The organism is uncultured Pluralibacter sp., from assembly GCF_913775985.1.
GTDB lineage: Bacteria > Pseudomonadota > Gammaproteobacteria > Enterobacterales > Enterobacteriaceae > Pluralibacter.
Genome location: NZ_CAJYMB010000139.1, coordinates 1 through 11,524, shown reverse-complemented (window position 1 = coordinate 11,524; position 11,524 = coordinate 1). Strand labels below are relative to the sequence as shown.

The following is an 11,524-nucleotide window of genomic DNA, read 5'->3' as shown; positions in this document are numbered from 1 at the left end:
AGCCCCAGCTCGCCGCGAATGGCTTCCCCCGCCACGCTTAATGAAGAACGATCGAGAAAATTAACGATACCGGCGATAAACAGCAGCGCCAGGGTGACGGTTTGTACCGTGCGAATGCGCGCCGGCTTAGGCCGCGCCGCGCTATCGACCACGTTAGTTGTCATAAGCACCTCAGAACAGATGTGAATGGAGCAAGCGTTCATTCACTGTAGAAACTGAGGTACTACCATACAAGAACGTGATGCGAGAACAGGATGCAGGATCACACTTTAACTTAGGGCGGCGGGCGCGTTAGCCGCGCCCCCAGCCGGCAACGATAATCAGCATCCCGCACAGGGCAATGGCCGCGCCGCCCCAGTCGTACAGCGTCAGGCGTTCGCCGTCCACGAAGCGCAGCCACAGCAGCGCGGTGCAAACATATACCCCACCGTAAGCGGCATAGACTCTGCCGCTGGCGGCCGGATGCAGAGTCAGCAGCCAGACAAACAGCAGCAGCGCCGCCCCGGCGGGCAGAAGCAGCCAGGCGGAGCCGCCACGGCGCAGCCAGAGCCAGGGTAAATAGCAGCCAATAATTTCGCACAGGGCTGTCGCAAAGAATAAAACACCAATTTTTAGCATCGAGTAACAACTAAAGTTAATCACGGGGAATTTTTTCAGGATAAATTAATCTTATCCTGAACAGTATTCTATTTTCATTCACTGACGGGAGTATCGCGATGGAAATCGACAAAATGGCGCAGGCCATTCTCAGACGTCAGGGAATCGGCATTCGGGAGCGGGTTGTGCGCTATCGCGGCGCAATCCTGATATTCCGCTACAGCCGCGACGGTTACGAAGTATTAAATAACGGTGTGAAGGTGCAGTTTATGCAGACCAAAAATATTAACGAGGCCGTGCGGCTTTATAAAGCCTCGCACAGGGGACCGAATGCCTAATCCAGGCTGATTTAGGCCACGTTGAACCTTCTGCACGATAATAAAGCACCCGGTATTACACCCGGCGGAGTTGTAGTAAACTCCCGACCCGGGACTGACGAATTAACCACCCAAAAGGAAACCGCTATGAAAGTAACCCTGAGCAAACGCATCTGCCTGGCGGCAATGCTGGCGCTGGGTGCTGCCGCGTACAGTGTGGGCGCATCCGCCGAATCAAACAGGCTGGTGATTGAGTCTGGCGACAGCGCGCAGAGCCGGCAGAATGCCGCAATGGATAAGGAACAGTGGAACGATACCCGTTCGCTCCGCAAGAAGGTGAATACCCGCGTTGAGAAAGAGTGGGATAAGGCCGATGTCGCCTTTGATACCCGCGACAAGTGCGAAAAAAGCAGCAACCTTAACGCCTACTGGGAGCCGCACACTCTGCGCTGCCTGGATCGTCAAACCGGCAGGCCGCTGGTCCCCTAATGACACCGAGGGCGCCTGCAGGCGCCCTGCTTCTTTTATTCACCACAGGATATTTTATGGCAGACGCTTATCACATCCGACTGCGCCCGCTTGAGCGCGAGGATCTGCGCTTTGTTCACCAGCTCGATAACAACGCCAGCGTGATGCGCTACTGGTTTGAAGAGCCTTACGAGGCTTTCGTTGAGCTTTCCGATCTGTATGACAAGCACATTCACGATCAGAGCGAACGCCGCTTTGTTATTGAGTGCGACGGCAGCAGCGCCGGGCTGGTGGAGCTGGTGGAAATTAACCACGTCCACCGCCGGGCGGAGTTTCAGATTATTATCTCCCCGGATTTTCAGGGCAAAGGGCTGGCAACCCGCGCGGCGCTGCTGGCGATGGATTACGGCTTTACGGTACTTAACCTCTACAAGCTGTATCTGATTGTCGACAAAGAGAACCACAAGGCAGTGCATATTTACCGCAAGCTTGGTTTTCAGGTGGAAGGCGAACTGATCCACGAATTCTTTATCAACGGCGAATACCGCAACACCATTCGGATGTGCCTGTTCCAGCACCAGTATCTGGCGCAGCACAAGACCGGCAGCCAGAGCCTGCTCAAGCCGACGGCTCAGTAGTACTCAATCTTGTTCTCGATAGTGTAGCGCTGCTGAATGGCCGGGCTTACGCTATCGTCTTCCACTTCCAGCTGGCAGCTAACGGGATTATCGTGCCGGTCGTAGTCGCAGGCCTGAACCACTTTGCCAATCGCTTTGCCGTTGAGCGCGCTGGTGCTGGTATAGTCCAGCTTTTTACGCGCGTCCTTTGACGGCAGTGAGACAATATCCAGCGTGTCCGCACCGCTGGTGGAGGTTTTCCCCAGCGGATAGCCCTCGGCATCATAGCGATAACTCACCGCAACCCCCTTGCCGCGCGCCACGACGATAAAGCCTTTATCGTCGGTCTCCCACGTAAGGCCGATATTTTCCATTCCGGCAAGCTGGCATTTTCCCTGCAGTAGAATTTTTTTCTGCTGAGTATCGGCATCTACGTAGTAGTTAGCATCCAGCAGCAGCGTCGCGCCGGTGCTGTTTTGTACATCGTGGAGATCCAGCAGGTCGAAGCAGCCCTCTTCGGAAATTCTGGCGCTGACGCGTTTAGTCACTTCCCCCTTTTCGTTCATCAGCGTCTGGCTGAAGTCTTTGACCGGACCGCGCAGCGGATCGAAATCAAACTCATTGGAGAAGCTGGCCATTTCCGGCGTAAAGGCCGCAGGTGCAGAATTATTGTCGCAGCCGGTAAGCAGCAGCGCGAACGGCAGCAGGCGGAGCAGGTTCCTCATCGTCTTCCCTTTCGTGGCGTTTTTTTCCAATAATAGAGCAACTGCCGCCGCGGCAACCTTAATTATTTGCTTTTTAGCACCTCCTCGCCAGCCGGGACGCAATATTGCGCTACGGGCCTGTACTGACTTCTCTGCCTTTGACCGTGGATAATGTTCAGATACCTCCTTATAAGTACTATTCCATCAAAATTGGTGTATGACAGCTAAGAAGATGGAGTAAGCGATGTCCGAACAAGAACGCCCCGGCGGGATAAGCCGCCGCACCCTGATTAAATCGTCCGCTGCCGGCTCGCTGGCGCTGGCCGCCAGCAGCCTGCCGCTGCCTTTTGCGATGAAAAGCGCCGCCGCCGCGGTGCAAAGTGCCGCGCAGCCTGCGGATAAAGTGGTGTGGGGGGCGTGTTCGGTGAACTGCGGCAGCCGCTGCGCGCTGCGCCTGCACGTGCGCGACGACTCCGTATACTGGGTAGAAACGGACAACACCGGCGCAGACCATTACGGCGATCACCAGGTGCGCGCCTGCCTGCGCGGGCGCTCTATCCGCCGGCGCATCAACCACCCCGAGCGTCTGAACTACCCAATGAAGCGCGTCGGCAAGCGCGGTGAAGGCAAATTCGAACGCATCAGCTGGGATGAAGCGCTGGATATGCTCGCCGGGCGGCTGAAAAAAACACTCGCCGAGTACGGCAATGAAGCGGTGTATATCAACTACACCTCCGGCATCGTCGGCGGCAACATCACCCGCTCTTCACCCTCCGCCTCGCTGGTGCGCCGGCTGATGAACTGCTGCGGCGGCTCCCTGAACCAGTACGGCACTTACAGCACCGCGCAAATCGCCTGCGCCATGCCTTACACCTACGGTTCTAACGACGGCAACAGCACCTCGGATATTGAAAACAGCAAGCTGGTGGTGATGTTCGGCAACAATCCGGCAGAGACCCGCATGAGCGGCGGCGGCATTACTTACTATCTTGAGCAGGCCAGAGAACGCTCCAACGCGCGAATGATCGTTATCGACCCGCGCTACACCGATACCGCCGCCGGGCGCGAAGACGAGTGGGTGCCGATCCGCCCGGGCACCGACGCGGCGCTGGTCGCGGGTATCGCCTGGGTGTTGATTAACGAAAATCTGGTAGATCAGCCGTTCCTCGACAAATACTGCGTCGGTTACGATGAGAAAACCCTGCCCGAAGGTGCCCCGGCGAACGGGCACTACAAAGCCTATATTCTCGGCCAGGGCGAAGACGGCACGGCGAAAACCCCGCAGTGGGCGTCCCACATCACCGGCATTCCGGAAGATAAAATTATCAAGCTTGCCCGGGAAATCGGCACTGCCAAACCGGCGTACATCTGTCAGGGCTGGGGCCCGCAGCGCCAGGCTAACGGCGAGTTGACCGCCCGCGCTATCGCCATGCTGCCGATCCTGACCGGCAACGTCGGTATCAGCGGCGGCAACAGCGGCGCCCGCGAATCCACTTACACCATCACCATAGAGCGTATGCCGGTGCTGGATAACCCGGTGAAAACCGCCATCTCCTGCTTTACCTGGACCGACGCTATCGAGCGCGGTGCGGAAATGACCGCCCTGCGCGACGGCGTGCGCGGCAAGGACAAGCTGGACGTGCCGATTAAATTCATCTGGAACTATGCCGGCAACACCATCATTAACCAGCACTCGGACATCAACCGCACCCACGACATTTTGCAGGACGAAAGCAAGTGCGAAACCATCGTGGTAATTGAAAACTTTATGACCGCCTCGGCGAAGTACGCCGACCTGCTGCTGCCGGACCTGATGACTGTCGAGCAGGAAGACATCATTCCTAACGACTACGCGGGCAACATGGGCTATCTGATTTTCATTCAGCCCGCCACCTCGCCGAAGTTCGAGCGGCGGCCCATTTACTGGATGATGAGCGAAGTGGCGAAGCGCCTGGGTGACGACGTGCACCAGACGTTCACCGAAGGACGCACCCAGGCCGAGTGGCTGCAGTACCTGTATGCCAAAATGCGCGCCAAAGATCCCGAACTGCCGACCTACGAGGCGCTGAAAGAGATGGGCATCTACAAGCGTAAAGATCCCAACGGCCATTTTGTTGCCTACAAAGGGTTTCGCGACGATCCGAACGCCCATCCGCTGAAAACGCCGTCGGGGAAAATCGAAATCTACTCCAGCAGGCTGGCGGAGATTGCGGCCAGCTGGCAGCTCGAGCGCGGCGATACTATCGATCCGCTGCCGGTGTACGCCTCTACCGTCGAGGGCTGGGACGATCCGCAGCGCCGCCAGTTCCCGCTGCAGCTCTTCGGCTTCCACTATAAAGCCCGCACCCACTCCAGCTACGGCAACGTCGACGTGCTGCAGGCCGCCTGCCGCCAGGAAGTGTGGCTTAACCCGATTGATGCCCGCCATCGCGGCATTGCTAACGGCGACATGGTGCGTGTCTTTAACGACAGGGGCGAGCTGCGCATTGCGGCGAAAGTCACGCCGCGGATCATGCCCGGCGTCAGCGCCATGGGCCAGGGCGCGTGGCACAATGCCAGCATGGACGGCGACCGCATCGATCGCGGCGCCTGTATAAATACGCTCACCACCCATCGCCCTTCGCCGCTGGCGAAAGGCAATCCGCAGCACACGAATTTGGTTCAAATTGAGAAAGTCTAATGATGCAGCAGCCGGATAATACCGATCTCATCCTCAGCGCCCGGGTTCTCGGGGCGCTTTTTTACACCTCTCCGGAGAGCGACGCCGCCGCGCCGCTGGTCGCCGCCCTGCGCGACGGCAGCTGGCAGGCCCAGTGGCCGGCGAGCATTGCTTACCGCGACGGGATCGCCGCGCGGCTGCAGGCCGCTTTTGATGAACCGCTGGCAGAAGCCTGGCAGCGGCTTTTTATCGGTCCGTACGCGCTGCCAGCCTCGCCCTGGGGCTCCGTCTGGCTGGATAAGGAGAACGTGCTGTTCGGCGAATCGACCCTGGCGCTGCGCCAGTGGCTGCGGGACAACAATATTGCTTTTCACTCCAGCCAGAACGAGCCGGAAGATCATTTCGGCCTGCTGCTGATGCTGGGCGCGTGGCTGCTGGAAAATCAGCAGGAGGATCGCTGGCAGGAGCTGCTGGCGTGGCACCTGCTGCCCTGGAGCGGGCGCTTTCTGGAGGCGTTTGTGGCAAAAGCCGAACATCCCTTCTACTGCGCGCTGGGCCAGCTGGCACAGGATACGCTCGGCGCATGGCAGACGCGCCTGCAGCTGCCGGTGGCGATTGTTAATAACTAACCTCTATTCATGTCCCGCTACGGCGGGACTTAATTGAAATTCAATCACCTGCAAAAGCCTCGCTTAGTTACACCGTCACAAACCACCCTTCAATTAAGAATTATCTCATCAATATCCCCCCAGGCGGTATGCCATAAGGCGTGCGGCAAAATCTCCCATATTGGTCTGTAAAACTAATTTGCCTCTCAAGTGGAAGCATTTCCATACGCTTGCTATAGGTTCATTACCCTGCCGGAATCAGGCATAACAACAGGCGTCCGCAACTGGCGAGTCGCCAAAATAGAGATTGACAGGGAGACACGCTGCAATGCAACCATCGCAATTTTCACTCCTGACGCGCGCGCTGCTGTTTATCGCCGCGATTATCGCCACGCTCGCCCTGCTGGTGTGGGGGCTTGGCGCAGACACCATCATCGCCCGTAGGGTCGACCTCATCTATCTGGGTAAACAGCACTTGATGCTGGTATTCAGTTCGATGTTTTTCGCTCTTCTGGTCGGTATTCCCAGCGGAATTTTGCTCAGCCGCCCTGCCGCCCGCGGCATTGCGGAGTACGTGATGCAAATTTTTAACGTTGGCAACACCCTGCCGCCGCTGGCGGTACTGGCGCTGGCCATGGTTATCCTTGGTATCGGTGATAAGCCGGCTATCGTGGCGCTGTTCCTGGCCTCGCTGCTGCCTATCGTACGTAACACCTACGCCGGGCTGCGCTCGGTGCCGGATTCGCTACTTGAGGCAGCCAACGGCATTGGCATGACCAAAATGCAGCGGCTGTGGCAGGTGGAGCTGCCGAATGCCTGGCCGGTTATTCTCTCCGGGATCCGCATCGCCACCGCCATCAACGTCGGCACCGCGCCGCTGGCCTTCCTGATTGGCGCCAGCAGCTACGGCGAGCTGATTTTCCCGGGTATCTACCTAAACGATTTTCCCACCCTGATCCTGGGCGCGGTGGCAACCGCCCTGTTCGCACTCATTCTGGACACTCTGCTGGCAGGCCTTGGCCGCTGGCTTAGCCCGCACACCGTAGAATAATAAACATCCGGAGGATGGTATGAGACGACTGACACGTCTGTTTGTCGCCGCTGCTGCGGTGGCGCTGGCCGCCGCTCAGGCGCAGGCCGCGCCGCTGGTGCTGGCGACCAAAAGCTTTACCGAACAGCATATTTTGTCGGCAATGACCGTGCAGTACCTGCGCAAGAAAGGTTTCCAGGTGGAGCCAAAAACCAACATCGCCACGGTGATTTCGCGCAATGCGATGATCAGCAAGCAGATTGATATGACCTGGGAATACACCGGCACCTCGCTGATTATTTTTAACCATATCAAAGAGCGGATGTCGCCGGAGGAGTCCTACGAGACGGTGAAAAGGCTGGACGCCAAACACGGCCTCGTCTGGCTCAAGCCCGCAGACATGAATAACACCTACGCATTTGCCATGCAGCGCAAGCGCGCGGAAGCCGAGCACATCAATACCATGTCGGAGATGGTGGCGAAAATTGAGCAGATCCGCAAAACCGACCCGAAGCATAACTGGATGGTCGGACTCGATCTGGAGTTTGCCGGGCGCAGCGACGGCCTCAAGCCGTTTCAGCAGGCGTATAACATGCCGCTTGACCGCCCGCAGATCCGCCAGATGGACCCGGGGCTGGTCTACAACGCCATTCGCGACGGCTTCGTCGATGCAGGCCTGGTCTATACCACCGACGGCCGCGTGAAAGGTTTCGACCTGAAGGTGCTGCAGGATGATAAAGGTTTCTTCCCGAGCTATGCGGTAACGCCGGTGGTGCGCAAAGATACTCTGGAAGCCAATCCCGGCCTGGAAGAGGCGCTCAATACCCTGTCGGGCCTGCTGAATAACGACGTTATTGCCGAGCTGAACAAGCGGGTCGATATCGATCATGAATCTCCCCGCCAGGTCGCGACCGACTTCCTGCGCAGCAAACATCTGCTTTAAGGAGCGCACATGGAGACTGTTCACTACATCATCGATAACTGGGCCTATCTGGCGACGCTGACCTGGCAGCACCTGTGGCTAGTGCTGCTGGCGGTGGGTCTGGCCATTGTGATTGGCGTGCCGCTGGGGGTGATTATCGTGCGCCACAAGTGGCTGGCAACCCCGGTGCTGGGGCTTACCACTCTGCTGCTGACGGTGCCGTCCATCGCCCTGTTTGGGCTAATGATCCCGCTGTTTTCGCTGATTGGTCAGGGCATTGGCGCCCTGCCGGCCATCACTGCCGTGTTTCTCTATTCGCTGCTGCCCATCGTGCGCAACACGTGGATTGCTCTCGACAGCCTGCCGCCGGGACTGCGCGAGGCCGGGCGCGGCATCGGCATGACCTTCTGGCAGCGCCTGCGCTGGGTTGAAATTCCAATGGCGCTGCCGGTGATTTTCGGCGGCGTGCGCACCGCAGTAGTAATGAATATTGGCGTAATGGCCATCGCCGCAGTGATCGGTGCCGGCGGCCTCGGCCTGCTGCTGCTCAACGGCATCAGCGGCAGCGATATCCGTATGCTGATTGCCGGCGCGCTCATGATCTGCCTGCTCGCCATCGTCCTCGACGCCCTGCTGCACCGCCTGCAAATTATGCTGACTCCCAAGGGGATCCGATAATGATTAAACTCGAAAATCTGACCAAACAATTCATGCAGAAAAACGGCCAGACCTTCAACGCCGTGGACAATGTCAGCCTTAACGTGCCCGAAGGGGAAATGTGCGTTCTGCTCGGCCCGTCCGGCTGCGGTAAAACTACCACCCTGAAAATGATCAACCGGCTGATCCCCGCCTCCAGCGGCACGATTCTGATTAACGGCGAGGACACCGCCGGAATGGATACCGTGACGCTGCGCCGCAATATCGGCTATGTCATCCAGCAGATTGGCCTGTTCCCGAACATGACTATCGAAGAGAACATCACCGTGGTGCCGCGCATGCTGGGCTGGGACAAAGCCCGCTGCAAAGCCCGCGCCGCGGAGCTGATGGACATGGTAGCGCTGGATCCGCACAAATTTCTGCACCGCTATCCGAAAGAGATGTCCGGCGGCCAGCAGCAGCGCATCGGGGTTATTCGCGCCCTCGCCGCCGATCCGCCGGTGCTGCTGATGGATGAGCCGTTCGGCGCGGTAGACCCCATCAACCGTGAAGTGATTCAGAATCAGTTTCTGGACATGCAGCGCAAGCTGAAAAAAACGGTGATGCTGGTCAGCCACGACATTGATGAAGCGCTGAAGCTCGGCGACCGCATCGCGGTCTTCCGCCAGGGGCGCATCGTGCAGTGCGCCAGCCCGGACGAGCTGCTGGCGAAGCCGGCTAACGATTTTATCGGTTCGTTTGTCGGCCAGGACCGCACCCTCAAGCGCCTGCTGCTGGTCTCCGCCGGCGACGTGACCGACAAACAGCCGACCATTACTGCGCGCCGGGATACCCCGCTGGCGGAGGCGTTTGCCCTGATGGACGATCACGATATTCGCGCCATTACCGTGGTGGATGAGAACAGTAAACCGCTGGGCTACGTCAAACGCCGCGAGGCGCGCAACGCCAGCGGCAGCTGCGCCGATCTGATCCATCCGTTCCGCATTACCGGCAAAGCGGAAGACAACCTTCGCGTGGTGCTCTCGCGCCTGTACGAGAGCAACACCAGCTGGATGCCGATTGTGGATGAAGACGGGCGCTACAACGGCGAAATTTCTCAGGACTACATTGCCGACTACCTCAGCTCCGGCCGCACCCGCCGGGCGCTGAATATTCATCTCTCTGAATAAGCAAACTTCGCTGGCCCGCGCGCGGGCCAGCGGCCTCTTCTGAATCCTCTCCCGCACCTTTTTCCCGCAAAAACCCTGCGCGAACGCCTGCTGCCCGTGCAGCTAAACCCAAGACCGGTATATAATTCCCCTACTTCTTTGCAGGCTAATGGTTTTCATGCACCGTCTACACGCTTATCCCGATCTCCGAACTATGTTTCGCCGGTTGCTGATCGCCACCGCCGTCGGCGCGCTGGCCGCGCTGGCGGTGTCTCTGTTTCGCCACGCCATGTACCTGCTGGAGTGGCTGCTGCTCAGCGACCAGAGCCGCAGCCTGGTCAGCGCCGCATCCGGGATGGTGTGGTGGCGGCGATTGCTGACGCCGGCGCTGGGCGGCCTCGCTGCCGGCGCGCTGCTGTGGAGCTGTCAGCGCTATACCCGCCAGCGGCCCCACGCGCCCACGGATTATATGGAGGCGCTGGAAACCGGCGACGGTCAGTTCGACTATCCGGCAAGCCTGATCAAATCCGCCGCCTCGCTGCTGGTAGTTGCCAGCGGCAGCGCCATCGGTCGCGAAGGGGCAATGATCCTGCTGGCGGCGCTGGCCGCTTCGCTCTTTTCCCGGCGATTCTCGCCGACGTTCGAGTGTAAGCTGTGGATCGCCTGCGGGGCGGCGGCAGGGATGGCCAGCGCCTACCACGCGCCGCTGGCGGGCAGCCTGTTTATCGCCGAAATTCTGTTCGGTACGCTGGTGCTGGCATCCCTGGGCCCGGTGGTCATCGCCGCGGTAGTGGCGCTGCTGGTCACCCGCCTGCTGAACGACGGCCCGGCGCTGCTCTACCACGTTGCCCCGACGGGCGCGCTGCAGGCCGCAGGTTACGGCGCGATGCTGGCGACCGGTTTACTGGCAGGCCTGCTCGGCCCGGGGCTGATCTGGCTGATTTCCACCAGCCACGATCTGTTCCTGCGCCTGCGGCTCACGCCGCCGCTGCAGCTGGGCCTGGGAGGATTGATTGTCGGGGCGCTGTCGCTGCTGACGCCAGCGGTGTGGGGAAACGGCTACAGCGTGGTACAGCACTCCCTGCAGGCGCCGCCGCTGCTGGGGATCATTGCCGGATTATTTATCTGCAAGCTGCTGGCGGTGCTGGCCAGCAGCGGATCGGGCGCGCCGGGCGGCGTGTTCACGCCGACGCTGTTTATCGGGATGTCTATCGGGATGCTGCTGGCCCGGACTGCGGGCGTCTGGCTGCCGGCGGGGGATGATATTGCGGTGCTGGCGGGACTTGCCGGAATGGCGACGCTGCTGGCGGCAACCACCCACGCGCCGATCATGTCAACGCTGATGGTGTGTGAAATGACAGGGCAGTACGCGCTACTGCCCGGATTGCTGGTGTCGTGCGTGCTGGCCTCGGCGCTGTCGCAGACCTTACGCCGGGACTCCATTTATCGACAGCACGTTGCCGAGCGCCGTTAAATCAATGTAGTGGCTGAGATCGCGCTGTTCGGCGCGGGGCAGATACGGCAGCTCGCCGAGCATCGGGCACGGCAGCTTGGCGCTGAGGACGTCGATAATCTCGGCATAGTGCGCAAGGCCCGGGTTAATGCGGTTTGCCACCCAGCCCACCAGCGGCAGCCCGTCGCTGGCAATGGCCTGGGATGTCAGCAGGGCGTGGTTAATACAGCCCTCCTGAATACCTACCACCAGCACCACCGGCAGGCGCTCCTGAACCACCCACTCCGAGAGCGGGCGCAAATCGTTCATCAGGCTGCGCCAGCCGCCGGTACCCTCAACGACCA

At 59.5% G+C, this 11,524-nt stretch carries 13 protein-coding genes and 1 pseudogene; 10 read left to right on the top strand and 4 right to left on the bottom strand.

The genetic code is table 11. From position 1 onward, the window contains the following. Together QZ766_RS17120 and QZ766_RS17115 are read right to left on the bottom strand one after the other, a co-directional pair. Positions 1–164 (bottom strand): annotated as a pseudogene (locus tag QZ766_RS17120) (MFS transporter); the annotation flags it as partial. A 127-nt stretch (positions 165–291) separates the two neighbouring features. Then, complete coding sequence (locus QZ766_RS17115; protein WP_297204091.1) at positions 292–618, bottom strand: YnfA family protein; 327 nt, start codon at positions 616–618, stop codon at positions 292–294. Positions 619–716: 98 nt separating this feature from the next. Between QZ766_RS17115 and QZ766_RS17110 the strand changes: the two genes are divergently transcribed. From QZ766_RS17110 to speG, 3 genes are all read left to right on the top strand, one after another. Continuing rightward, on the top strand, positions 717–935 hold the full coding sequence (locus QZ766_RS17110; RefSeq protein ID WP_297204088.1) for a hypothetical protein: 219 nt from the start codon (positions 717–719) through the stop codon (positions 933–935). 126 nt (positions 936–1,061) lie between these two features. Beyond that, positions 1,062–1,403 carry a DUF1283 family protein gene (locus tag QZ766_RS17105; RefSeq protein WP_297204085.1) on the top strand — a complete coding sequence of 114 codons (342 nt, stop codon included), beginning with the start codon at positions 1,062–1,064 and terminating at the stop codon, positions 1,401–1,403. Between the two features lie 56 nt (positions 1,404–1,459). After that, positions 1,460–2,020 (top strand): spermidine N1-acetyltransferase, encoded by a 561-nt coding sequence (gene speG / locus QZ766_RS17100; protein WP_297204082.1) that lies wholly within the window; start codon positions 1,460–1,462, stop codon positions 2,018–2,020. Here speG and QZ766_RS17095 read toward each other — a convergent pair. Further along, the gene (locus QZ766_RS17095) at positions 2,014–2,724 is read right to left on the bottom strand and encodes a YnfC family lipoprotein (protein WP_297204079.1); all 711 of its coding nucleotides are present in this window, start codon (positions 2,722–2,724) and stop codon (positions 2,014–2,016) included. The genes speG and QZ766_RS17095 overlap by 7 nt on opposite strands. 223 nt (positions 2,725–2,947) lie before the next feature. Between QZ766_RS17095 and ynfE the strand changes: the two genes are divergently transcribed. The 7 genes from ynfE (at position 2,948) to clcB (ending at position 11,201) form a co-directional block, all read left to right on the top strand. After that, complete coding sequence (gene ynfE, locus QZ766_RS17090; protein ID WP_297204078.1) at positions 2,948–5,383, top strand: selenate/tellurate reductase subunit YnfE; 2,436 nt, start codon at positions 2,948–2,950, stop codon at positions 5,381–5,383. Continuing rightward, the gene (dmsD, locus tag QZ766_RS17085; RefSeq protein ID WP_297204076.1) at positions 5,383–5,991 is read left to right on the top strand and encodes a Tat proofreading chaperone DmsD; all 609 of its coding nucleotides are present in this window, start codon (positions 5,383–5,385) and stop codon (positions 5,989–5,991) included. Before ynfE ends, dmsD begins: the two co-directional genes overlap by 1 nt. Before the next feature lie 307 nt (positions 5,992–6,298). After that, complete coding sequence (gene osmY, locus QZ766_RS17080; RefSeq protein WP_297204075.1) at positions 6,299–7,021, top strand: osmoprotectant ABC transporter permease OsmY; 723 nt, start codon at positions 6,299–6,301, stop codon at positions 7,019–7,021. 19 nt (positions 7,022–7,040) lie between these two features. Beyond that, positions 7,041–7,943 carry a glycine betaine ABC transporter substrate-binding protein gene (locus tag QZ766_RS17075; protein WP_297204073.1) on the top strand — a complete coding sequence of 301 codons (903 nt, stop codon included), beginning with the start codon at positions 7,041–7,043 and terminating at the stop codon, positions 7,941–7,943. 9 nt (positions 7,944–7,952) lie between these two features. Then, positions 7,953–8,600, top strand: a complete 648-nt coding sequence (gene osmW / locus QZ766_RS17070) for an osmoprotectant ABC transporter permease OsmW (protein ID WP_297204071.1) — start codon at positions 7,953–7,955, stop codon at positions 8,598–8,600. Next, on the top strand, positions 8,600–9,748 hold the full coding sequence (gene osmV / locus QZ766_RS17065) for an osmoprotectant ABC transporter ATP-binding protein OsmV (protein WP_297204069.1): 1,149 nt from the start codon (positions 8,600–8,602) through the stop codon (positions 9,746–9,748). The genes osmW and osmV overlap by 1 nt, the downstream gene beginning before the upstream one ends. A 157-nt stretch (positions 9,749–9,905) precedes the next feature. Beyond that, complete coding sequence (gene clcB, locus QZ766_RS17060) at positions 9,906–11,201, top strand: voltage-gated ClC-type chloride channel ClcB (protein WP_297204067.1); 1,296 nt, start codon at positions 9,906–9,908, stop codon at positions 11,199–11,201. Here the strand turns inward: clcB and bioD are convergent. Further along, positions 11,154–11,524: ATP-dependent dethiobiotin synthetase BioD (bioD, locus tag QZ766_RS17055; RefSeq protein ID WP_297204064.1), on the bottom strand; the 371-nt coding region annotated here is incomplete at its 5' end. The two genes, clcB and bioD, sit on opposite strands and share 48 nt — an antisense overlap.